The organism is Kitasatospora sp. NPDC052896 (assembly GCF_044547075.1).
GTDB lineage: Bacteria > Actinomycetota > Actinomycetes > Streptomycetales > Streptomycetaceae > Kitasatospora.
The window spans coordinates 54813-77425 of the sequence record NZ_JBITZU010000024.1 but is presented as its reverse complement, the minus strand read 5'-3'; the positions used below and the strand labels follow the sequence as shown (position 1 = coordinate 77425).

General features: G+C 73.6%; 21 protein-coding genes, 1 pseudogene and 1 riboswitch. Of the genes and pseudogenes, 8 read left to right on the top strand and 14 right to left on the bottom strand.

Features of this window, described 5'->3' with window-relative positions:
- The first annotated feature begins 308 nt into the window (after positions 1 to 308).
- A complete protein-coding gene (locus ACIGXM_RS30845; RefSeq protein ID WP_396566645.1) occupies positions 309 to 2384 on the top strand; it encodes a HelD family protein in 2076 nt (691 codons plus the stop codon).
- A 39-nt stretch (positions 2385 to 2423) separates the two neighbouring features.
- On the opposite strand, the gene ACIGXM_RS30840 is transcribed toward ACIGXM_RS30845, so the two are convergent.
- Together ACIGXM_RS30840 and ACIGXM_RS30835 are read right to left on the bottom strand one after the other, a co-directional pair.
- Positions 2424 to 3110 carry a copper homeostasis protein CutC gene (locus tag ACIGXM_RS30840; protein WP_396566643.1) on the bottom strand — a complete coding sequence of 229 codons (687 nt, stop codon included), beginning with the start codon at positions 3108 to 3110 and terminating at the stop codon, positions 2424 to 2426.
- Positions 3111 to 3161: 51 nt separating this feature from the next.
- A complete protein-coding gene (locus tag ACIGXM_RS30835; RefSeq protein ID WP_396566641.1) occupies positions 3162 to 3332 on the bottom strand; it encodes a hypothetical protein in 171 nt (56 codons plus the stop codon).
- On the opposite strand from ACIGXM_RS30835, the pseudogene ACIGXM_RS30830 reads away from it, so the two are divergent.
- Positions 3322 to 3978, top strand: a pseudogene (locus ACIGXM_RS30830) (hypothetical protein); the annotation flags it as partial. The gene ACIGXM_RS30835 and the pseudogene ACIGXM_RS30830 overlap by 11 nt on opposite strands.
- 17 nt (positions 3979 to 3995) lie before the next feature.
- Here ACIGXM_RS30830 and ACIGXM_RS30825 read toward each other — a convergent pair.
- The 6 genes from ACIGXM_RS30825 to thrC all read right to left on the bottom strand — a co-directional run bounded on the left by ACIGXM_RS30825 (position 3996) and on the right by thrC (position 8889).
- Entirely contained in the window at positions 3996 to 4352 is a 357-nt protein-coding gene (locus ACIGXM_RS30825; RefSeq protein ID WP_396566639.1) for a hypothetical protein, read from the bottom strand.
- 4 nt (positions 4353 to 4356) lie between these two features.
- Positions 4357 to 4548, bottom strand: coding sequence for a hypothetical protein (locus ACIGXM_RS30820; RefSeq protein ID WP_396566637.1), 192 nt, complete (start codon positions 4546 to 4548; stop codon positions 4357 to 4359).
- Between the two features lie 93 nt (positions 4549 to 4641).
- Entirely contained in the window at positions 4642 to 6264 is a 1623-nt protein-coding gene (groL, locus tag ACIGXM_RS30815; RefSeq protein WP_396566635.1) for a chaperonin GroEL, read from the bottom strand.
- A 315-nt stretch (positions 6265 to 6579) separates the two neighbouring features.
- The gene (locus ACIGXM_RS30810; RefSeq protein WP_030289665.1) at positions 6580 to 6783 is read right to left on the bottom strand and encodes a cold-shock protein; all 204 of its coding nucleotides are present in this window, start codon (positions 6781 to 6783) and stop codon (positions 6580 to 6582) included.
- A gap of 503 nt (positions 6784 to 7286) precedes the next feature.
- On the bottom strand, positions 7287 to 7565 hold the full coding sequence (locus ACIGXM_RS30805) for a MoaD/ThiS family protein (RefSeq protein ID WP_396566633.1): 279 nt from the start codon (positions 7563 to 7565) through the stop codon (positions 7287 to 7289).
- Positions 7566 to 7608: 43 nt separating this feature from the next.
- Positions 7609 to 8889 carry a threonine synthase gene (thrC, locus tag ACIGXM_RS30800; protein WP_396566631.1) on the bottom strand — a complete coding sequence of 427 codons (1281 nt, stop codon included), beginning with the start codon at positions 8887 to 8889 and terminating at the stop codon, positions 7609 to 7611.
- Positions 8890 to 8906: 17 nt separating this feature from the next.
- Positions 8907 to 9037: riboswitch (SAM riboswitch) on the bottom strand.
- Positions 9038 to 9199: 162 nt separating this feature from the next.
- On the opposite strand from thrC, the gene ACIGXM_RS30795 reads away from it, so the two are divergent.
- Positions 9200 to 10180, top strand: coding sequence for a glucosyl-3-phosphoglycerate synthase (locus ACIGXM_RS30795; RefSeq protein ID WP_396566728.1), 981 nt, complete (start codon positions 9200 to 9202; stop codon positions 10178 to 10180).
- A 53-nt stretch (positions 10181 to 10233) separates the two neighbouring features.
- Positions 10234 to 11688, top strand: a complete 1455-nt coding sequence (locus tag ACIGXM_RS30790) for a trehalose-6-phosphate synthase (RefSeq protein ID WP_396566629.1) — start codon at positions 10234 to 10236, stop codon at positions 11686 to 11688.
- Positions 11689 to 11725: 37 nt separating this feature from the next.
- On the opposite strand, the gene otsB is transcribed toward ACIGXM_RS30790, so the two are convergent.
- From otsB to ACIGXM_RS30770, 4 genes are all read right to left on the bottom strand, one after another.
- Positions 11726 to 12583, bottom strand: coding sequence for a trehalose-phosphatase (otsB, locus tag ACIGXM_RS30785; RefSeq protein ID WP_396566627.1), 858 nt, complete (start codon positions 12581 to 12583; stop codon positions 11726 to 11728).
- A 37-nt stretch (positions 12584 to 12620) separates the two neighbouring features.
- Positions 12621 to 12848 (bottom strand): DUF3263 domain-containing protein, encoded by a 228-nt coding sequence (locus ACIGXM_RS30780; RefSeq protein WP_396566625.1) that lies wholly within the window; start codon positions 12846 to 12848, stop codon positions 12621 to 12623.
- A 28-nt stretch (positions 12849 to 12876) separates the two neighbouring features.
- Entirely contained in the window at positions 12877 to 14139 is a 1263-nt protein-coding gene (locus tag ACIGXM_RS30775; protein WP_396566623.1) for an extracellular solute-binding protein, read from the bottom strand.
- A 151-nt stretch (positions 14140 to 14290) separates the two neighbouring features.
- Positions 14291 to 15085 carry a DeoR/GlpR family DNA-binding transcription regulator gene (locus ACIGXM_RS30770; protein ID WP_396566621.1) on the bottom strand — a complete coding sequence of 265 codons (795 nt, stop codon included), beginning with the start codon at positions 15083 to 15085 and terminating at the stop codon, positions 14291 to 14293.
- Between the two features lie 166 nt (positions 15086 to 15251).
- Between ACIGXM_RS30770 and ACIGXM_RS30765 the strand changes: the two genes are divergently transcribed.
- The 4 genes from ACIGXM_RS30765 (at position 15252) to ACIGXM_RS30750 (ending at position 19378) form a co-directional block, all read left to right on the top strand.
- A complete protein-coding gene (locus ACIGXM_RS30765) occupies positions 15252 to 16217 on the top strand; it encodes an SIS domain-containing protein (protein WP_396566619.1) in 966 nt (321 codons plus the stop codon).
- A gap of 89 nt (positions 16218 to 16306) precedes the next feature.
- Positions 16307 to 17254, top strand: coding sequence for an ROK family protein (locus ACIGXM_RS30760; protein WP_396566617.1), 948 nt, complete (start codon positions 16307 to 16309; stop codon positions 17252 to 17254).
- Positions 17251 to 18444 carry an N-acetylglucosamine-6-phosphate deacetylase gene (gene nagA / locus ACIGXM_RS30755; protein WP_396566615.1) on the top strand — a complete coding sequence of 398 codons (1194 nt, stop codon included), beginning with the start codon at positions 17251 to 17253 and terminating at the stop codon, positions 18442 to 18444. The genes ACIGXM_RS30760 and nagA overlap by 4 nt, the downstream gene beginning before the upstream one ends.
- Positions 18445 to 18508: 64 nt before the next feature.
- Positions 18509 to 19378, top strand: a complete 870-nt coding sequence (locus ACIGXM_RS30750; protein ID WP_396566613.1) for a ketose-bisphosphate aldolase — start codon at positions 18509 to 18511, stop codon at positions 19376 to 19378.
- Here ACIGXM_RS30750 and ACIGXM_RS30745 read toward each other — a convergent pair.
- Together ACIGXM_RS30745 and ACIGXM_RS30740 are read right to left on the bottom strand one after the other, a co-directional pair.
- On the bottom strand, positions 19375 to 20412 hold the full coding sequence (locus ACIGXM_RS30745) for a hypothetical protein (protein ID WP_396566611.1): 1038 nt from the start codon (positions 20410 to 20412) through the stop codon (positions 19375 to 19377). The genes ACIGXM_RS30750 and ACIGXM_RS30745 overlap by 4 nt on opposite strands.
- 78 nt (positions 20413 to 20490) lie before the next feature.
- Positions 20491 to 22467 carry a diguanylate cyclase domain-containing protein gene (locus ACIGXM_RS30740; RefSeq protein WP_396566609.1) on the bottom strand — a complete coding sequence of 659 codons (1977 nt, stop codon included), beginning with the start codon at positions 22465 to 22467 and terminating at the stop codon, positions 20491 to 20493.
- Positions 22468 to 22613: the final 146 nt, after the last annotated feature.

Here is a 22613-nt window from a genome sequence, read left to right as displayed (position 1 = left end):
TCCACGGTAGTTTTCCACCCGGTCGGCGGCATCAGCCCGAAGTCCGGGGCCGCTCGTCCTGCGGAGGTACGGGGCCGGCCGGGACCCCTACGGCAGACCCTCAGCCGGCAGGGGCGGCGACCGGAAACCGTTAGCGCCCGGAGCGGGCCGGGTCTATGCTGTCCGGTCTGCCCCCTCCCGAACCGTGGTGCCGCTCGTGGCAGCCGTGGGAGGCCCTGACCGCTCGGCAACCGGTCGGGTTCCCCTTTCACCGTGAGCTACGACGAGACCGCCGCGGCCCTGGACGGGCGCGGCCGGGAAGGTTCGCTGTGCACTCCCCCGTCACTTCCACCGCCGCGCCACTGCCCGCGGCGGCCGACCCCCTGCGGCGCGAGCGCGACCACCTCGCCTCCTCCCGCGCCGCGCTGCGCGCCATGCGCGAGGACGCCCAGGCGCTGAACATCTCCGACGTCGCCGGCACCTGGGTGACCGCCGAGATCCTGCGCAAGCAGATCGAGCAGCGGATCGCCTCGCTGGCCGACCTCGCGCACGCCCCGCTCTTCTTCGGCCGGCTGGACTACCTGCACGCCGTCTCCACCGAGGTGAGCGAGGGTTCCGGCGGGGAGCGGTTCTACATCGGCCGGCGGCACGTGCACGACGCCGACGGCGACCCGATGGTGATCGACTGGCGCGCGCCGGTCTCCCAGCCGTTCTACCGGGCCAGCCGCAAGGACCCGCTGGACGTCGAGCGGCGGCGTCGGTTCGGTTACACCGGCGGCGAGTTGACCGCCTACGAGGACGAGCACCTGAGCGACCCCGAGGAGACGGGGACCGCCTCCGCGCTGCTCGCGGCCGAGATCGAGAAGCCCCGCGTCGGCCCGATGCGCGACATCGTCGCCACCATCCAGCCCGAGCAGGACGAGATCGTCCGAGCCGAGATCGGCGGCACGGTCTGCGTCCAGGGCGCGCCCGGCACCGGGAAGACCGCGGTCGGCCTGCACCGGGTCGCCTACCTGCTCTACGCGCACCGCGAGCGGCTCGCCAAGTCCGGCACCCTGGTGGTCGGGCCGAACAGCTCGTTCCTCTCCTACATCGAGCAGGTGCTGCCCGCGCTCGGCGAGTTGGAGGTCGCCCAGGCCACCGTCCAGGAGCTGGTGGGCCATGTCGAGGTGCGCGGCACGGACGCCCCCGGGGCGGCCCGGATCAAGGGCGACGCGCGGATGGCCGAGGTGCTGCGGCGGGCCGTCCGGGCCGGCATCACGGTGCCCGACGAGCCCTGCGTGGTGGTCCGCGGCTCCCGTCGCTGGCGCGTTCCGGCCTACGAACTCGCGGAGATCGTCAAGGAGTTGGCCGCCCGCGAGATCCGCTACGGCGCCGCCATGGAGGCCCTGCCGCAGCGCATCGCGCACGCCGTCCTGCTGAAGATGGAGCAGAGCGGCGAGGCGCCGGACGACCGGGTACAGGACGCGGTGGCCCGTTCGCCGCAGGTGAAGGCCACCGTCAAGGCCTGCTGGCCGGCGGTCGATCCGGTCAAGCTGGTGCACCGGCTGCTCACCGACGCGGAGTTCCTGGCCCGCTGCGCCGAGGGCGTGCTCAACTCCGATGAGCAGCAGGCCGTCAGGTGGCCGAAGCCCGGACGGTCCGTCAAGTCGGCGCCCTGGACGGCCGCCGACGCCGTGCTGGTGGACGAGGCGGCCGACCTGGTGCAGCGCACCCCCTCGCTCGGCCATGTGGTGCTGGACGAGGCGCAGGACCTCTCGCCGATGCAGTACCGCGCGGTCGGCCGGCGGTGCAGCACCGGCTCGGCCACCGTGCTCGGCGACCTCGCGCAGGGCACCACGCCCTGGGCGACCGGGAGTTGGCCGGAGGCACTGCTCCACCTCGGCAAACCGGACGCCCACATCGAGGAGTTGACCACCGGGTTCCGGGTGCCGGAGGAGGTGATCGGCTACGCCTCCCGGTTGCTGCCCGCGATCGCCCCCGGCCTGAACCCGGCCACCTCGATCCGTGGCGCGGCCGACTCGCTCGCCTTCGTGCACGCGCCCGGGGCACCGGAGCAGGCGGTGGTCGCGGCCTGCCGGGCCGCGCTGGAGCGCGAGGGCTCGACCGGCCTGATCGCCGCCGACGCCCGCATCCCGCTGCTCCGACAGGCGCTGGACGAGGCCGGGTTGGCCCACCTGGAACCCGGCACCGAGACCACCGCGCAGATCCGGCTCACCCTGGTGCCGGCCTCGCTGGCGAAGGGCCTGGAGTACGACTACGTGGTGCTCGACGAGCCGGCCGCGGTGGTGGCCGGCGAGCCCGACGAGCGGACCGGGCTGCGCCGGCTGTACGTGGCGCTCACCCGGGCGGTCTCCGGCCTGACGGTGGTGCACGCTGAGCCGCTGCCAGCCCAGTTGGACTGACCGCGCGGGGCGGCGGGGACGGTTCGTCCGTCCCCGCCGTCAGCCGTCGATCAGCGCCCGCCAGCGCGCGACGGCCGCCGGGTCGACCGGGGCGTCCCAGCCGCCCGGCCGCACCGCGCCGCCGACGTGGAAGGCGTCGAAGCCCTCGGCGCGCAGCTCCGGCAGGTGCTCGGCCAGCAGCCCGCCACCGATCAGGATCCGTGGCAGGTAGCCGGGCTCCCCCGCCTTCGCCAACTCGCCGGTCAGCACCTCGCGCCCCGAGCCGACGCCGGCCGCCGCCCCCGCGGTGAGGAAGGCGTCCAGCCCCGGCAGCTCGGCGACCGCCGCCCGCAGCGCGGCGCGGTCGGCGCTGTGGTCGATCGCCCGGTGGAAGGTCCAGGCGCAGCCGTCGATCGCCGTCAGCACGGTCCGCACCGTCGCCAGGTCCACCCCGCCCGTGGCGTCCAGGAAGCCGAGCACGAACTCCTCCGCCCCCTCGGCCCGCAGCGCGGTCGCCCGGGCGCACAGTGCGTCCAGGTCACCCGGCGCGAAGCCGTCCCGGATCCGCAGCATCACCCGCAGCGGCAGCTCGACGGCGGCTCGGATCGCCGCGAAGTCCCGCACCGCCGGGGTGAGCCCGTCGGCGGCCATGTCGGCGACCAGTTCGAGGCGGTCGGCGCCACCGGACTGGGCGGCCCGGGCGTCGAGCGCGGTGAGTGCGATCACTTCGAACATTGGTCTAGACATGTGAGCTACCTTGCCACATGTCCGGGCCGTCCGGGAGAAGGCCCCGGCCGCTCAGCCCCGCGCCGCCCGGTCCGGCCGCCGCAGCCGCCGGCCGGACACCACCGCGACCAGCGCCGCCGCCACCACGGGCAGCCAGAGCGTCGGGTACGGCGGCCCCCCGATGACGCCCACCATGCCGAACAGCTGACCCCCGCTGTCCGGCCCCGGCAGAATGGCGGCCATGGGGACCGAACCGCACCCAGCCACCGAGGCCCTGCTGGCCCGCTGGACCGACCTGCTGACCCGCTGCGGCGCCCGCGCCGACCCGGCGCCCTACGGCCGCGCGCTGCTGGCCCGTTGGGCCGAACCCTGGCGGCGTTACCACACCACCGACCACCTGCTGGCGGTGCTGGACCAGGTGGACGCACTCGCCGGGCACGCCGACGACCCGGACACCGTCCGACTGGCCGCCTGGTTCCACGACGCCGTCTACCGGCCCGACCGCACCGAGAACGAGGAGCGCAGCGCCCAGTTGGCGATCCGCGCGCTGGGCCAGGCCGGGCTGCCGGCCGAACGCACCGAACAGGTGGTGCGGCTGGTCCGGCTGACCGTCGGTCACCACCCGGCGCCCGGTGACCGGGACGGCGAGGTGCTCTGCGACGCCGACCTCGCGGTCCTCGGCGCCGCCCCGGAGCGGTACGCGGCCTACGCGGCCGCCGTCCGCGAGGAGTACGCCTTCGTCCCGGCCGAGGCCTTCCGCACCGGGCGCGCGGCCGTACTGACCCAGCTCCTGGCGCTCCCCGCGCTCTACCGCACCCCGACCGCCCACCAGCGCTACGAGCGGCAGGCCCGGGCCAACCTCGCCGCCGAACTCGACCTGCTCAGCCGGTCACGGCGAACCGGTGGTCACAGCGAGCCGACCGGCGCCACCACGACGCCCTCCTTGCCGCACACCCAGTGCGGGTCCGGCCCCAGCTCCGGCTCCACGCTCAACGCGTGCGGGTCACCCTCCACCGCACACCGCTCGCAGAGCGGCCACCGCCCGTAGGCCTCCAGCAGCGCGTCCTGCACGTCCTGCGCCACCAGCCCGAGCACGAAGTCCACCCCGTCCGGCCACTGCTCCAACCACCACCGCCGGTGCGTCACCGCGTCCTCCACCAGCGACACCACCGCCGCGTCCGCGACGTCCCGCGCCGACAGGTCAGCGAGAATCAGCGCCCGCGCCCGGTGCAGCGCGGCTTCCAGATCAGGAGACTCAACCACCCCCCTATTCTCCCGCAACCCACTTGGCGGCCGGAAACGCCTCGGTGCTCAGCTCGATCCCGAACGGTTCGGGCAACGCCACCGGCTGCCCGAAGGGCACCCGGGTGCTCCGCCGGTACGTCCCGCCCTCCGGCTCGGCGAAGAGCGTCACGGTCGGCCCCTCCGCGTCGAAGCGGTGCGCAGCGTGGGCGTCCACCAGACCCTGGGCACGGAGAACGCCGCGAGGGCGGCCCCCTTCAACGGGGGCCGCCCTCGCGGACGGGGTCGAACGACCGATCCTGAGGCAGGATCAGAAGTCCATGTCACCGCCCGGCATGCCGCCCGGGGCGCCCGCGGCGGCCTTCTCCGGCTTGTCGGCGATGACGGCCTCGGTGGTGAGGAAGAGCGCCGCGATGGAGGCGGCGTTCTGCAGCGCGGAGCGGGTGACCTTGGCCGGGTCGATGATGCCCGCGCCGATCAGGTCGACGTACTCGTTGGTGGCGGCGTTCAGGCCGTGACCGGCGGGGAGGTTGCGCACCTTCTCCACCACGACGCCACCCTCCAGGCCGGCGTTGGTCGCGATCTGCTTGATCGGGGCCTCCAGCGCGACCTTGACGATGTTGGCACCGGTGGCCTCGTCGCCGTCCAGCTCCAGCTTGTCGAACGCGACACCGGCCTGCAGCAGGGCCACGCCACCGCCGGCGACGATGCCCTCCTCGACGGCCGCCTTGGCGTTGCGCACGGCGTCCTCGATGCGGTGCTTGCGCTCCTTGAGCTCGACCTCGGTGGCCGCGCCGGCCTTGATGACGGCCACGCCGCCGGCCAGCTTGGCGAGGCGCTCCTGGAGCTTCTCGCGGTCGTAGTCCGAGTCGCTGGTCTCGATCTCGGCGCGGATCTGGTTGACCCGGCCGGCGACCTGCTCGCTGTCGCCGCCACCGTCGACGATGGTGGTCTCGTCCTTGGTGATGACGACCTTGCGGGCGGTGCCCAGCAGGTCCAGGCCGGCGTTCTCCAGCTTGAGGCCGACCTCCTCGGAGATCACGGTGCCGCCGGTGAGGATGGCGATGTCGCCGAGCATGGCCTTGCGGCGGTCGCCGAAGCCCGGAGCCTTGACGGCGACGGACTTGAAGGTGCCGCGGATCTTGTTGACGACCAGGGTCGACAGGGCCTCGCCCTCGACGTCCTCGGCGATGATCAGCAGCGGCTTGCCGCTCTGCATGACCTTCTCGAGGAGCGGGAGCAGGTCCTTGACCGAGCCGATCTTGGAGTTGGCGATCAGGATGTACGGGTCGTCGAACGACGCCTCCATCCGCTCCAGGTCGGTGGCGAAGTAGGCCGAGATGTAGCCCTTGTCGAAGCGCATGCCCTCGGTGAGCTCGAGCTCCAGACCGAAGGTGTTGCTCTCCTCGACGGTGATGACGCCTTCCTTGCCGACCTTGTCCATGGCCTCGGCGATCAGCTCGCCGATCTGGGTGTCGGCGGCGGAGATGGAGGCGGTGGAGGCGATCTGCTCCTTGGTCTCCACGTCCTTGGCCTGCGCCAGCAGCTGGTCGGAGACGGCCGCGACGGCCTTCTCGATGCCGCGCTTCAGGGCCATCGGGTTGGCGCCGGCCGCGACGTTGCGCAGACCCTCGCGAACGAGCGCCTGGGCCAGCACGGTGGCGGTGGTGGTGCCGTCACCCGCGACGTCGTCGGTCTTCTTGGCGACCTCCTTGACGAGCTCCGCACCGATCTTCTCGTACGGGTCCTCGAGCTCGATCTCCTTGGCGATCGAGACACCGTCGTTGGTGATCGTGGGGGCACCCCACTTCTTCTCAAGGACGACGTTGCGGCCCTTGGGGCCCAGCGTCACCTTGACGGCGTCGGCAAGCTGGTTCATGCCGCGCTCAAGGCCGCGGCGAGCTTCCTCGTCAAACGCGATGATCTTGGCCATCGGAAGTGGTCCTCCAGGACACGGTCGACTGCTCGGACCAGTGGCGCCCGCGACGGACGGCCCTGGTGTGCGGGGGTCCTGTCCCCTACCGCTCCCGGGGGCCTCACCGACCCGGTCCGTTTGTCACTCTCATGCTGCGAGTGCTAACGCCAATGATTAGCACTCCGGCATGGCGAGTGCAAGCTCCTGACCGCAAGCCACGACGAGCCGCGCGAACGGCGGCAGGCCCGCGCCACCCCCGGGAAGGGAGGTGGCACGGGCCTGCCGCAAGGGCGCCAGCTCGTGACCGAGCCGAGGCTCCGAGGTTCGGAAAGGTCAGACCGCCGCGCGGACCATGTCCGCCTGCGGGCCCTTCTGCCCCTGGGAAATCTCGAACTCGACCCGCTGGCCCTCCTCGAGGGTGCGGTAGCCGTCCATCTGGATCGCGCTGTAGTGGACGAACACGTCCGCACCACCGTCGACCGCGATGAAGCCGTAGCCCTTCTCCGCGTTGAACCACTTGACGGTGCCCTGAGCCATTCCGAACTCCCCTATTGCTGTGCTGGCCCTTCGACGGGTCCGCAGGTCGCGGACCCGGGTCTGATGGACCGGCCCGAGGAAACCCCCCTGGGCGCAGCCCTGCACGCCGCAGCGCCCCACCCCCGGGCACCTGACGGTGCCGGCGGAACAGACGAATGCGCCGACCGCGGCTGAATGTATCCGGATCGCCGCCCTGTGCAACAGGCCCACTGAACGCCAATTCGTCGGCGGCGCCAAGGGATAGGACGGGAGGAAAGCGACAGATCTCCGCAATGCACGCGGGACATAGCGGACGAATACCGCGAATTGCCCAAATAATTCTGACACGTCGCCGACATGTTCGAACGAAACGCCAATGGGGCATGTCTCATGGGACGGACAAAGCCTATGCCCTGGCGCGGACGAATCAGACAACGCCACGCACGGCGCAGGGCGCCGCACCGCCCGACGGTCCGTCAGGGTGGCGCGGCGCCCTGCACCCGCGCTGGTCGGCCCGGTGCGGCTCAGCAGCCGCCGGCCACCGCCGGGATGATGGACACGCCGGCGCCGTCCGCGATCTCGGCGGCCAGGCCACCGGCGAAGCGCACGTCGTCGTCGTTGACGTAGACGTTGACGAAGCGGCGCAGCTGGCCCGCGTCGTCCAGGATCCGGGCCGAGATGCCGGCGTGGTTCCGCTCCAGGTCCGAGATCACCTCGGCCAGGGTGGCGCCCTCGGCGGTCACCTCGGTCGCGCCGTCGGTGTAGTTGCGCAGGATGGTCGGGATGCGGACGGTGACGCTCATGACGGGGTTCTCCTCGCTCACGGAAGGGGGGATCGACGGGACCTCAGGACGCCAGGCCGGCGGCCCGGAACGACTCCAGGGAGGGCCGGATGGTCGCGGTGAGGCCGGCGCCCGCGACCGCGTCCAGGGTCTTCAGGCCGTCTCCGGTGTTGATCGCGACGGTCTCCCTGGCCGGGTCCAGCACGCCGTTCTCGACCAACTTCCTCAGCACGCCGATGGTCACGCCGCCGGCGGTCTCCGCGAAGATCCCCTCGGTCCGGGCCAGCAGCCGGATCGCCGCCACCACCTCGGCGTCCGTCACGTCCTCCACCGCACCGCCGGTGCGCCGGGCGATGTCCAGCACGTACGGGCCGTCCGCCGGGTTGCCGATCGCCAGCGACTTGGCGATGGTGTCCGGCCTGACCGGCCGGATCACGTCGTGCCCGGCCTTGAACGCGGCCGAGACCGGCGAGCAGCCGGCCGCCTGGGCGCCGAAGATCCGGTAGGGCCGGTCCTCGACCAGGCCGAGCTTGATCAGCTCCTGCAGGCCCTTGTCGATCTTGGTGAGCTGGGAGCCCGAGGCGATCGGGATCACCAGCTGCTCGGGCAGCCGCCAGCCGAGCTGCTCGCAGATCTCGTACGCCAGGGTCTTCGAGCCCTCGCCGTAGTACGGCCGGAGGTTGACGTTGACGAAGCCCCAGCCCTCGCCGGCCGGGTCGCCGATCAGCTCCGAGCAGAACCGGTTCACGTCGTCGTAGTTGCCCTCGATGCCGACCAGCTCGCCGCCGTACACCCCGGCCATCACGATCTTGCCCTGCTCCAGGTCGTGCGGGATGAACACGCAGGACCGGAAGCCGGCCCGGGCCGCCGCGGCGCCCACCGCGCCGGCCAGGTTGCCGGTGGACGAGCAGGACAGGGTGGTGAAGTCGAACGCCCGGGCCGCCTCGATGGCGCAGGCCACCACCCGGTCCTTGAAGGAGTGGGTCGGGTTGCCGGAGTCGTCCTTGACGTGCAGTCGGGCACTGAAGCCGAGTTCGCGGCCCAGGTTGTCGGCCTTGACCAGCGGGGTCCAACCGGGGTTCAGGTTGGGCTTGGCCGCCACGTCGGCCGGCACCGGCAGCAGCGGGGCGTAGCGCCAGATCGAGGCCGGGCCGGCCTCGATCCGCTTGCGCAGCCCGTCCGCGTCGTAACCGCGGTAGTCGTAGGCGATCTCCAGCGGGCCGAAGCACTCCAGGCAGGCGAAGCTGGGACCGAGCGGGAACCGGGTGCCGCACTCGCGACAGGACAGCGCGGTCGCGGGGCCGAGGTCGACGGTGGAAACGGGTGCCCTGGTGTCAAGAGCCATGATGGCGGAGGCCTCTCTCCTCATCTTCCCCACCGCGCGGTCGCGCGGCGGGCCGGAATTGGCACCTGTCCCGCCGGGGCCTGCGCGGCCGGACGAGAAGGTTGCCGGGACGTCGACGGGCCGTTCCCTCAGTCCCTCTGGATGAGCTCTGTGAAGTTGTGGTCCTGCTCGGCGACCGACCCCGGCGTGCGAAGGTCCGGCCGCTGTACGAAGACTGTAACCGAAGGCCCCGCGCCTGACCCCTGCCGTCCGATCCGCGAGATGGCCAGTCCATGAGGAGCCCGCCTTGTCCGTCGAGCCGATACCCGCGCTGCTCCCGGAGGTGGCGTCCTGGCTGCGCCGCCGCTCCTGGACCGCGGCCCAGCGCCCGGTCCGGGCGCTGCTCGACGCGAAGCGGGTGGCCGGGCCGGCCGGCACGGTCAGCGTGGTGCTGCCGGCCCTGGACGAGGAGGCCACGGTCGGCGGGATCGTCTCGGTGATCCGCCGCGAGTTGATGGAACGGCTGCCGCTGGTGGACGAGCTGGTGGTGGTCGACTCCGGCTCCGAGGACCGCACCGCGCGGTTCGCGGCCGAGGCCGGCGCCCGGGTGGTGCACCGGGACGACATCCTGCCCCGGCTGCCCGCGGTGCCCGGCAAGGGCGAGGTGCTCTGGCGCTCGCTGCTGGCGACCAGCGGCGCGATCGTCTGCTTCGTCGACGCCGACCTGCGCGAGTTCGACCCGGCCTTCGTCACCGGGATCGTCGGCCCGCTGCTCACCGACCCCGGGATCCAGCTGGTCAAGGCGATGTACGACCGCCCGCTCGAGACCGGAGGGGCGATCGTGCCGGCCGGCGGTGGGCGGGTCACCGAGCTGGTCGCCCGCCCGCTGCTCAACCTGCACTGGCCGCAGCTGGCCGGCTTCGTCCAGCCGCTCGGCGGCGAGTACGCGGCCCGCCGCTCGCTGCTGGAGCGGCTGCCGTTCCCCACCGGCTACGGGGTCGAGCTGGGCCTGCTGGTGGACGCGCTGGAGCTGGTCGGGCTGGACGCGCTGGCCCAGGTGGACGTGGGCGTGCGGCACCACCGCCACCAGGACGGCCAGGCGCTCGGCCGGATGGCCGCGACCATCTACCGCACCGCGTTGGAGCGGCTCGACCGGAGCCACCGGCTGAAGGCCGCCGACGACCTGGCCCGCCCGGTGCTGACCCAGTTCTCCCGGGACAGCACCGACGGCGGTTTCACCGGCCACAGCCACCCCGTGCCCGCCCTGGACCGCCCGCCGATGGCCGACATTCCGGAGTACCGCAAGCCGTGACCGGCACAACCCCCCGGGGTTTGCCACCCGCCGGCCCCGGCAAGGGTGGAGATATGGCCGATCAAACGACCGCACGCATCCTGGTGGCTTCCAACCGGGGTCCGGTCTCCTTCAGCAAGGCACAGGACGGGTCGCTGACCCTGCGGCGCGGCGGTGGCGGGCTGGTCTCCGGACTGTCCGCGATCGACGATCCGAACGCCGTCTGGGTCTGCGCGGCGCTGGGCGAGGCGGACCGCGAGGCGGCCCGGCGCTCCCCGTCCGGCCGGCTCGACCGCGGCGGCTTCGACGTCGGCGGACAGGCCGTCCGGATGCTGGACATCGACCCCGGGATCTTCGACCGCGCCTACAACGGGGTGGCCAACTCCACCCTGTGGTTCGTCCACCACCTGCTGTACGACACGCCGGTCTCCCCCGCCTTCGACGCCGACTTCCGGGAGCAGTGGTCCGCCTTCGAGGCGTACAACGCCGCCTTCGCCGAGGCGCTGGCCGCCGAGGCCGCGCCGGGCGCCGCCGTGCTGGTGCAGGACTACCACCTCGCGCTCGCCCCGGCACTGCTCCGGGCGCTCCGCCCGGACCTGCGGATCGGCTACTTCTCGCACATCCCCTGGGCCCCCGCCGACTACTTCCGGCTGCTGCCCGACGACGTGGCCGCCGCGGTGCTCACCGGCGTTCTCGGCGCCGACCGCGCCGGCTTCCACACCCGGCGCTGGGCCGCCGCCTTCGCCGACTGCTGCGCCGACCTGCTCGGCGCGGAAGTCGACCGGGCCGACCTCTCGGTCAGCTTCCAGGGCCGGACCACCCGGCTCGGCGTGCACAGCCTGGGCGCGGACGGCGAGTTCCTGCGCGAGCGCTCCCACCGGCCGGACGTGGACGAGCGGCTGGCCGCCCTGCGCGCGGCGGCCGGCGACCGCCGGACCATCGTCCGGGTGGACCGCACCGAGCTGAGCAAGAACATCGTCCGCGGCCTGCTGGCCTACCGCCACCTGCTGCGCACCCGGCCCGAGTGGCACGAGCGGGTGGTGCACATCGCCTTCGCCTACCCGTCCCGGCAGGACCTGGCCGAGTACCGCTCCTACACCGCCGAGGTGACCCGGCTCAGCGCGGAGATCAACGCCGAGTTCGCGACGGACGGTTGGCAGCCGCTGATACTCCAGGTCGAGGACGACTTCGCCCGCTCGCTGGCCGCCTACCGGCTGGCCGACGTGGCGCTGGTCAACCCGATCCGGGACGGCATGAACCTGGTCGCCAAGGAGATCCCGGTGGTCTCCGAGGGCGGCTGCGCGCTGGTGCTCTCCCGCGAGGCCGGCGCCTACCACGAACTGGCCGAGGACTCCCTGGTGGTCAACCCGTACGACGTGGTGGGCACCGCCGACGCCCTGCACCGCGCCCTCGCCATGCCCGTCGACGAACGCACCGAGCGCACCAAGCGCCTCGCCGCGGCGGCCACCGCCCTCTCCCCCCAGCAGTGGTTCCTCGACCAGCTCGCCGAACTCACCGAGCAGAGCTGACCGCCTAGCTGGCCGTCTAGCTGACCGCGTAGGGCCCTCACCGAGCGGGGATCACCGAGCAGAGCCACTCCAGCAGCGCCACCACGCCGGCCGGGCCGGGGACCACCAGGTCGGCCCGGTCGGCGAGTTCGCGCACCGGCGGCTCCCCGGTGACCGGGCCGCTGCACACCAGCAGGCCGGGCAGGCCGTCCGCGCGCAGCTTCTCGACCGTCGCGTAGGCGGCCAGGTCGCCCAGGTCGTCGCCGGCGTAGAGCACCGAGCGGGCACCGCGCTCACGCAGGAAGTCGGCCAGCGCGGCGCCCTTGTCGACGCCCGGCGGGCGCAACTCGACCACCATCCGGCCCGGTTCGACCGCCAGGCCGTGCGCGGCGGCCAGCCGGGCGAGCGGTTCGCGCAGCGCGGCCAGGGTGCCGTCCGGGTCGGCGGTGCGCCGGGTGTGCACCGCCACCGAACGACCCTTGTCCTCCGTCCAGGTGCCCTCCGGGGCGTTCGACTCGGCGAGCAGGCGCGGGAGTTCGGCCCGGACGGCGGGCACCCCGGGGTGCACCGGCGGCTCCACCAGCTCACCGGTGGCCGCGTCCCAGCGCTCGGCGCCGTAGTGGCCGAGCACCACCAGGTGCTCCAGCCCGGGCACGTCGGCGAAGCCGCCGAGGCGCACCGCCGTCGCCGCCGGCCGCCCGGTCAGCACCAGCACCGCGCCGAGCCGCGGCGCCAGCCGGGCCAGCACCGGGACCGCCCCGGGGTGTGCCCGGGCCTGCTCGGGGTCGGCCACGATCGGGGCCAGCGTGCCGTCGAAGTCCAGCGCGACGACCGCTCCGGCGGGTGCGGCGAGCAGCGCGGCCAGTCCGGCCCGGCCGGCCGGGGTGTGCGGTTCGGTGGTGTCGGAGGAGCCCATGGCCCGGACCCTACCCACGGTGCCCGGACGCTAGTCGTCAGCGCTCGGCCCGGCGCGCCTCGCGGATCCGGCGCAACCGGTTGACCAGCACCGGGTCGTGCGCCAGCGCCTCCGGGCGGTCGAGCAGGCGGTTCAGCAGCTGGTAGTAGCGGGTGCTGGAGATGCCCAGCTCCTCGCGGACGGCCTGCTCCTTGGCACCCTGGGTGTGCCAGGGCCGGGCCTCCAGGGCCAGCACCGCGAGGTCGCGCTCGGTCAGACCGGTCATCCGCCCATTGTGCCGCGACCGGGCGCCCCTACTGCGGCCGGTCCTGCTTGCTCCGCTCGACCGCGAAGTCCTGCAGCTGACCGAGGACCGGACCCGGGTCGCCCTCGACCGCCTTGCCGATGTCCTGCTTGATCCGGGCGCTGACGGCGTCCCAGGCCAGGTCGCCGACCGGGTAGAAGTTGGCCGTGGGCAGGGCGTCCAGGAACGGCTTGAGGTCCGGGTGCCTGCCGCCGGCGGTCATGTCGTCGAGGGCGTCCTGGGTGACCGGCAGCAGGTTGTACTCCTCGTCGAACTCGAGCACGTTCTCCTTGCTGTACACGAAGCTGAGGAACGGGCGGATCTGCGCCCGGTGGCCGTTGGCACTCAGCGCCATCATCCAGTCGGCCACGCCCAGCGTGGTGGGCTTGGCCGAGGCGTCCTCGCGCGGGATCGGCGCGGTGCCGTAGTCGACCTTCCCCTGGACCTGCTTGATCAGCGAGGGGTGGCCGTTCAGCATGGCGACCCTGCCGGCCGCGAAGTCGTCGAAGGCGTTCTGCCGGTTGACCGCGCCCGGGTGGGCGTAGGTGTAGCCGGGGGTCACCAGGTTGTCGCGCAGCCAGGAGAAGGTGGCGACGTTCCGCCTGCTGTCGATGGTGTAGGTGTCCGCCGAGTCGGCCAGCCCCCCGCCGCCGCTCATGGTCCACATCATCGTCTCGGCCGGGGCCTCCTCGGGGCCGAGCGGCAGCCCGTACGGGGTCACGCCGGGCACCCTGGCCCTGATCAGCGCCGCGTCCGCCCTGAGGTCGTCCCAGGTGGTGGGCGGCTGGCCGATGCCGGCCTGCTTGAAGATCGTCTTGTTGTAGAAGAAGGTCCGCGAGGAGGAGACGAACGGGATCCCGTACTGGGTGCCGAGCACCTGGCCGGCCTGCGCGAAGCTGTTCGGGAAATCCGCCTCGGTGTCCAGGGTGAGCACGTCCCGGGCGGGGTAGAGCTGGTGGGCGGCGACCTTGTCGGCGAAGCCGACGCTCTCGACCAGGTCCGGCGAGTCGCCGGCCCTGATCATCGCGCTGACCTTCTGGTCGATCTCGGTCCAGGGGTAGACCTGGACGGTCACCTTGGTCTTCGGGTTGGCCCGCTCGAAGCGCTGGACCAGGTCGTCCCAGTAGTGCTGGGTGCTGGTGGCCGGGTGGTCGCCGTAGTCGGCGGCCACCAGCTTGAGCGTGACGTCGCCGTTCGAGCCGAGGCCGAGCGCTCCGCAGCCGGAGAGGAGCAGGGTGCTCGCCGCCAGGACAGCGCAGGATCGGGACTTCACCGCGGGGACCGCCTTCGCACGCACGAGGCCTCGCCGGAGTGGTCGGAGGCGCCCGTCAGACTCGCAAATCGGACCCCCAGTGGTCCACACCAGTCGGGACGGCCGGCAGACCGTTACCGAACTGGCGGGTGACGTTGCACAGCGTGCAACGTCAGACCGTCAGCACGGTGACGCCGGCCTGCTCGAAGCCCGCCACCTGCGCCGGGTCGGCCGCCTCGTCGGTGACCAGGGTGCTGATCCGTTCCAGGCCGCAGATCCGGGCGAAGGCCCGGCGGCCGAGCTTGGAGGAGTCGGCGGCGACCACCACCCGGCGGGCCCGCTCGGCGAGCAGCCGGTTGACGCTGGCCTCGCCCTCGTGGTGCGCGGTGGCGCCCGCCCCGGCGTCCAGCGCGTCCACCCCGAGCACCGTGACGTCCAGGGTGAGCTCGCCCAGCACCGCGGCGGCCAGCGGCCCGATCAGCTCGTACGACTGCGGCCGGGCCACCCCGCCGGTCACCACGATCTTCACCGCCGGGCGGACGGTCAGCTCGTTGGCGATGTTGAGCGCGTTGGTGACCACGGTGAGGCACTGCACCGCGCCGGCCTCGGCCCGCTCGGCGAGCTCGGGACGGACCGCGAGCGCCCGGGCCACCTCGGTGGTGGTGGTGCCGCCGTTCAGGCCGACCACCTCGCCGGGCGAGATCAGCGCGGCCACCGCGGTGCCGATCCGCTGCTTGGCGTCGGCGTTGCGGGCGGTCTTGTACCGCAGCGGGAGGTCGTACGAGACGTTGTGGGCGACCGCGCCGCCGCGGGTCCGGGTGACCATCTGCTGGCGGGCCAGCTGGTCGAGGTCGCGGCGGATCGTCGCGGCCGAGACGCCGAGCGCGGCGGCCGCCTCCTCCACCTCCAACTTGCCCTGCTCGGCGAGGAGTTCGAGCAGACCGTTCCACCGCTCGTATCTGGACACGCCGTACCACCCCTTCGCCCGGACCACCGCTGCCCGGACAGCGTCGCACAGAGCCGGACCGGGGAGGGGCCGGGCCCGGATCCACGTTCGGGCTATTGCGCACTCCTGCGCGAAACGGCTATAAATCAATCAGTTTCACGCAGTCAGCCGAAGGGAGCCGTACCGCATGACCACCACGGACCGCCCACTGACCGCCCAGGAGCTGGCCACCCAGCCCGCCTGCTGGCGCCGCGCGGCCGGGTCGGCCGCCCAGGCCGCGCCCGTCCTGCCGCAGCGCGGCGAGCGGGTCGCCGTGGTCGGCTGCGGCACCTCCTGGTTCATGGCCCAGGCCTACGCCGCACTGCGCGAGGCGGCCGGGCACGGCGAGACCGACGCCTTCGCCGCCTCCGAGTTCCCCGCCGGCCGCCGGTACGACCGGGTGCTGGCGATCACCCGCTCCGGCACCACCACCGAGGTGCTCACCCTGCTCGGCCGACTGCGCGGCGCCGTCCCCGGCACCGCGCTGACCGCCGACCCGGCCACCCCGGTGCGGCAGGCCGCCGACCAGCTGGTGGTGCTGGACTTCGCCGACGAGCGCTCGGTGGTGCAGACCCGGTTCGCCACCACCGCGCTCGCGCTGCTCCGCGCGCACCTGGAGACCGAGGGGGCGCTCGCCCCCGGCGTGCGGAGCGTCGCCCGCGCCGCCGCGGACGCCGACCGCGCGCTCGCCGCGCCGCTGCCGGCCGGCCTGCTCGACGTCGAGCAGCTCACCTTCCTCGGCACCGGCTGGACCACCGGCCTGGCCCTGGAGGCCGGACTCAAGCTGCGCGAGGCGGCCGGCGCCTGGACCGAGGCCTACCCGGCGATGGAGTACCGGCACGGTCCGATCGCGATCACCGCCCCCGGCCGGGCCACCTGGATGTTCGGCACCCTGCCGGCCGGCCTGGCCGAGGACGTCGCCCGCACCGGCGGCCTGCTGGTGGCCGACTCGCCGGACGGCTCCCGGGACGACTCCGGGGCCGGCGGGCCGGACGGTGGGCTCGACCCGATGGCCGACCTGGTCCGCGCCCAGCGGCTCGCGGTCGCCCTGGCCGGGGCCCGCGGCCTGGACCCGGACCGCCCGCGCGCGCTGACCAGGTCGGTCCAGCTCTGACCCGGGGCGACCAAGCTCACCTCCATTGGAGCAGACCAATACCGCAAGTGGACTAGACCTCTCTCCTCGGGCAAGGGAAACTGTCCCCCGTGAAGCACGTCATCGCACTCGATGTGGGCGGTACCGGCATGAAGGCCGCACTGCTCGCCCAGGACGGCTCGACGCTGTTCGAAGCCCGTCGCCCGACCGGGCGGGAGCTCGGCACCGACGCCGTCGTCGCCGCCATCCTCGACTTCGCCGCCGACCTCGCCGACGAGGGCCGCCGCCGCTTCGGCCGCGCGCCGCTCGCCGCGGGGGTCGCGGTGCCGGGGACCATCGACGAGCGGAACGGGATAGCGGTCTTCTCGGCCAACCTCGGCTGGCGCGACCTGCCGCTGCGCAAGCTGCTCGGTGAGCGGCTGTCCGGAGCGGACGGCGGCCCGGTGCCGGTCGCCCTCGGGCACGACGTCCGCTCCGGCGGGCTGGCCGAGGGACGGCTCGGGGCGGGCCGCGGCGTCGAGCGCTTCCTGTTCGTCGCGCTCGGCACCGGCATCGCGGGCGCGATCGGGATCGGCGGCCGGATCGAGGCCGGCGCGCACGGCTACGGCGGCGAGATCGGCCACGTCGTGGTCCGACCCGGCGGCCCGGCCTGCGGCTGCGGCGCCCGCGGCTGCCTGGAGACCCTGGCGTCGGCCTCCGCCGTCGCCCGGGCCTGGGCGACGGCGAGCGGCGATCCGACGGCGGACGCGGCCGACTGCGCGCGGGCCGTCGAGGCCGGCGACGAACGGGCGCTGACGGTCTGGCACCAGGCCGTGGACGCCCTCGCGGACGGCCTGGTGCTGGCCCAGAGCCTGCTCGACCCGGCCACCGTGATCGTCGGCGGCGGGCTGGCCGAGTCCGGTGACACGCTCTTCACTCCCCTGCGCGCGGCGGTGGCCGAGCGGCTGACCTTCCAGATGCCCCCGAAGGTCGTTCCGGCCATGCTCAAAGACACCGCCGCGTCCCTGGGCGCGGGCCTGCTCGCCTGGGACCTGCTCTCCATGGAGGTGACCGCGTGACCACCGCGCGAAATCGAACAACGGCTCCGCGGCGGGGCGTCACCCTGGCCGGGGCCCGCCTGGTGCTGCCCACCGGCGTCGTCGAGAACGGCCGGCTGACCTTCGCGGGCAGCACCATCGAGTCGATCGGCGGCGAACGCGCCGTCGGCGACCTCGACCTCACCGGCTGCACGGTGGTGCCGGGCTTCGTCGACCTGCACGTGCACGGCGGCGGCGGAGCCTCCTACGCGTCCGGCAGCGCCGAGGAGGCGCTGACCGTGGCCCGGACCCACCTGGAGCACGGCACCACCACCACGGTCGCCTCCACCGTCACCGGCGAGATCGACGAGGTCTGCCGGCAGGCCGCGGTCCTCTCCGAGCTGGTCGAGGACGGCGTGCTGGCCGGCGTGCACTTCGAGGGCCCGTTCATCTCGCACCACCGCTGCGGCGCGCACCGGCCCGACCTGCTGCGCGACCCGGACCCGGCGGTGGTCCGCAAGCTGGTGGACGCCGCGCGCGGCCACGCCCGGATGGTCACGCTGGCCCCCGAACTGCCCGGCGGCCTGGAGTCGGTCCGGATGCTGGCCGACCTCGGCGTGATCGCGGCGGTCGGCCACACCGACGCCGACTACACCCGGACCCTGGAGGCGGTCGAGGCCGGCGCCACCGTCGCCACCCACCTGTTCAACGCGATGCCGGGCATCCAGCACCGCGCGCCCGGCCCGATCGTCGCCCTGCTGGAGGACGAGCGGGTCACCGTCGAGCTGATCAACGACGGCACCCACCTGCACCCGTCCGTGCTCGACCTGGCGTACGGCACGGCCGGCGCCGAGCGGGTCGCGCTGATCACCGACGCGATGGGCGCGGCCGGCATGGGCGACGGGCTCTACCCGCTCGGCCCGCTCCAGGTGCGGGTCGAGGACGGGGTCGCCCGGCTGGTCGAGGGCGGCGCGATCGCCGGCTCCACGCTCACCCTGGACGTCGCGTTCAAGCGCTCGGTGACGGTCAACCGGCTGAGCCTGGCGCAGACCGTGCAGTCCGTCTCCACCACCCCGGCCCGGCTGCTCGGGCTGGCCGACACCGTCGGAACCCTGGAGGCCGGCAAGCTCGCCGACCTGGCCGTCCTCGACTCCGCCACGTACGACCTGCTCGCCGTGGTCCGCCACGGCCAATGGATCACCGGCGCGGACCGGTTCACCCCCGCGGTCTGAGAACCGTTCGAGTTCCTCAGGGGGTGTGCGGCGGTCCCGCCCCGACACCCCCTGAGGAACCGCCATGCCCCTGGCCCGTACCGCCGACCTGCTCGCCGCCGCCGTCCAGGCGCGCCGCGGCCTGCCCGCGTTCAACGTGATCACCCTGGAACACGCCGAGGCGATCACCGCCGGCGCCGAACGGGCGGGCGCCGCCGTGGTGTTGCAGCTCAGCCAGAACGCGGTCGCCTACCACGGCGGCCGGCTGCTCCCGCTGGCCCGCGCCTGCGCCGAACTGGCCGCCGCCGCCCGGGTTCCAGCCGCCCTGCACCTGGACCACGTCGAGGACTTCGAGCTGCTCCGGGCCGCCCCGGCGGCCGGCTTCTCCTCGGTGATGTACGACGCCTCCCGGCTGGCCCCGGCGGAGAACGTCAAGGCCACCGCCCGGGCCGTGGAGTGGGCGCACCGGCACGGGCTCCACCTGGAGGCCGAACTCGGCCGGATCGGCGGCAAGTCGGGCGAGCCACCGCTCGACGCGCACGCCCCCGGCACCCGCACCGACCCCGCCGAGGCCGCCGGTTTCGTCGCCGACACCGGCGTGGACGCCCTCGCCGTCGCGGTCGGCAGCAGCCACGCGATGACCACCCGGACGGCCGCCCTGGACCACGCGCTGATCCGCCGGCTGGCCGCCGCCGTGCCGGTCCCCCTCGTGCTGCACGGCAGTTCGGGGGTGCCGGACACCGAGCTCGGCGCCGCGATCACGGCCGGCATGGTCAAGATCAACATCGGCACGGCGCTGAACACCGCCGGCACGGCGGCGATCCGCGCCGAGCTCGGCGCCCACCCCGAACTCGTCGACCCCAGGCGCTACTTGACCCCGGCCCGGGAGGCGATGACCGGGGTGGTGGCCGAACTGGCCGCCCTGGTGGTCGACTCACCGGCCGGACGGGCCTAGTTGGCCGCAGGAGCGCCGGACGGGTAGGAGCTGGAGCCGAACGGGGTGAGCACCACCTGGTCAATCAGGATCGTTCCGGACGGGGCCGACAGCGTGATGGTGTTGGTCCCGGCCTGGAGCACCGGCCAGAAGTTGCTGGTGTACCAGGACTGCGACTGATCGCCGCCGGTGCCACCGTAGTTCTGGAACGACACGGGGCCGCCTCCGAAAGGCTGGCCGTTGACGGTGGCCGGGGCGGTCACCGTACCGCCGTTGTTGTTGTAGTGGAACCAGAGCTTGTACTTGCCGGCCGAGGGCACGTTGAGCGTCCAGGTCAGCGAGGATCCCGACTGGAAGGTCACGTAGCTCCCGTCGGAGGAGAGCGCCCCCTTCACCGAGTTGCCCGAAGGGGCGTTCTGCGCCTGGGCCTTGGAGGCGTCCTGGCTGGTGTTCGGGGCGAGCGCGGGCCCGCCCGACGCCGACGGTGAGGCCGAGGGCGACGCCGACGAGGGACCCACCGACGGCGAGCCGGGGTGGCTCCCCGTGGTCGAGGTCGGGGTGCCGCCCGAGGCCTTGTCGTCGGTCCTCCCGCCGCCCCCGGACAGCGCGATCCCCCCGCCGATCGCCACCGCCGCGATCACCGCGACGATGCCGATCACCGGCCCCTTGCCGCGCCGGCGCGGGGCGTCCTCGCCGGGCTGCGGGCGGGAGCTCTCCGCGTACCGGGGCTGCTGGTGCGGCAGGTTCCCCGGTGCGCCGGGCCCACCGGGCCCCGGCCCCTGCGGTCGGTACGGCTGCTGCTGGAACGGCGGCGGCCCCTGCGGCGGGTACTGCTGCTGCGGGTACTGCCCGTACTGCGCCCGGCCGACCTCCATCGGCCGCGCGTACGAGGTGCGCGGTACGCCCGGGGTGCGCTCGGCCGCGGGGGCCTCGCCACTCTCCGGACGGTAGAGGTACGCGAAGGGGTCGTCGTCCTGCCCGGCCCCGCCCTCGGGCACTCCGCTGCTGCCGTCCGTCATCGCGGTGGTCAACTCCCCAATGCCGTCTCTGGACACGTGGCCATGGTGGACACCCGTACGCAGGGCACCCTACCCAAAGCACCAGACAAGGGGGAAAGCAAGCCCGCCGGCCGCTCAGACCGCGCGGCGGTGCGACCGCTCACCGCGGGCGCCGCGGACCGCGCCACCGCGCGCCCGCTTCTCGTCGTACATCCGCTTGTCAGCGGCGTGCAGCACCTCTTCGATGCTCATCCCGCAGCCCGCCCAGCCGATCCCCAGGCTCACGCCCACCCGCATCACCCGGTCGCCGATCCGCATCGGCGGGATGATCGCGTTGCGCAGCCGTACCGCCAGGTCGGCGGCCTCCTCGGCGGCTATCCCGTCGGCCAGCACGACGAACTCGTCGCCGCCCAGCCGGGCCACCGTGTCGCCCTCCCGGACCGCGCCCTGCAACCGCTGGGCCACCTGCACCAGCACCGCGTCCCCGGCGTTGTGGCCGAACCGGTCGTTGACCGACTTGAAGCCGTCCAGGTCGCAGAAGATCACCGCGAGGCCCTTCTGCTGGGCCGGCCCGCCGCTCGCCCTGCCGGCGGACCCGCCACCCGACCGGCGCGGCCCGGTCCAGGTCTCGGGGTCGGCCGGCACCACCGCGTGCACGTGCTCGGGGGACGGCTCGCCGTAGCCGCCGTAGCCGGCCCGCTCGGGGTAGCGCTCGTGGTCGCCGTACCCGTGCACCACGGCGGTCAGCGCGCCGGTGCCGTACGCGCCCTCCAGCACCCCGTAGCCGCCCCCTGCGGCCGGCGACGCCCCGGGCCCGCCCGGCGGTCCCGCGGGGCCGTCCAGGGCCGGTGGGCCGTTGCGCGGACTGTGCGGCCCGTACGAGCCGGACGGGTTGTGCGGGGCGGCCGCGCCCTCCAGCGCGCAGGCCGCCGTGCCGTACGCGGTCGGACCGTACGGCTGCGTCGCGCCGTACCCCTCCGGGCCGTACGCGACCGCGCCGTGCGCCGCCGCGCCGCCGGGCCCCTGCGGCAGCGAGCAGAGCCGACGGGCCAGCCGGGCCCGCAGCTCGGCGCCGTTCGGCAGGCCGGTGAGCGCGTCGTGGCTGGCCCGGTGGGCGAGTTGGAGCTCGTGGCGCTTGCGGTCCTCGATGTCCTCGACGTGGGTGAGCAGGAAGCTCGGGCCCTCGACCGCGTCCGCCACGATCGAGTTGCGCAGGCAGACCCACTGGTAGCCGCCGTCCCGCCGGGCGAGCCGCAGTTCGGCCCGGCCGCTCTCGGCGCTGGTGCGCTCCAGCAGCCCACGGTCGTCCGGGTGCACCAGGTCGAGGAAGCTCTGCCGGCGCAGCGAGGCGCGTGGGCGGCCGAGCAGCCGGCAGAGCGCGTCGTTGACGCGGGTCAGCTGGCCGCGCGAGGCGCCGTGCAACTCGGTGATGGCCATCCCGCTCGGGGCGTACTCGAAGGCCTGACGGAAGCTCTCCTCGCTGGCCCGCAGCGCCTGTTGCTCCTTCTCCAGCCGGGCCAGCGCGCGCTGCATCTCAGCCCGCAGCCGGGCGTTGCCGATCGCGATGGAGGCCTGGAGCGAGAACATCTCCAGCGCCTCACGGGTCCACGCGCCGGGCCGCTTGCCACTGCGCGGGCGATCCACCGAGAGCACCCCGAGCAGGTCACCGCCGGCGCTGTACATCGGGGCGAGCAGGCTGTCCTCGGGGTGCCAGTCGTTCTCGTAGACGGGTTGCGGGCCGTCGCCGGTCCAGCGCGGGAGGTCGGGCTGCACCGCCCAGGTCCGGTCGTGCGGCAGGAACCGCAGGGTGCCCCAGTGGTCGCTGACGGCCAGGATCCGGTCCCAGGACTCGCGCGAGCCGATCTGACCGAGCAGCACCGCCGGGCCGCCGTACTCGCGTTCCTCGTACTCCCAGACCGCGGCCACCACCAGATCGCCGTCGGGCCGCACCAGACTCACCGCGGCCGCGTCGAAGCCGAGCCCGTGCACCGAACCCTCGACGACGGCCTGCAGGGTGCCCGCCAGGCTGCGGGCAGCGTTGAGGTCCGCCACGACCCGGTGCAACGTGCGGAGGGTCGCGAGGCGGACGTACGGCTCCGACTCGGCTTCCATGCGGGGGCTCCCCGGCTTCTTCGGATAGGTCTTGATGGTTATCGTCCGATTGCCAGAAGAACTGAATCACAGCGAGCACAACGATCGGCACGCTCGGTCAACAATAGGTCGTCACTTGTGACTCAAATCACACAACCCATAGACGG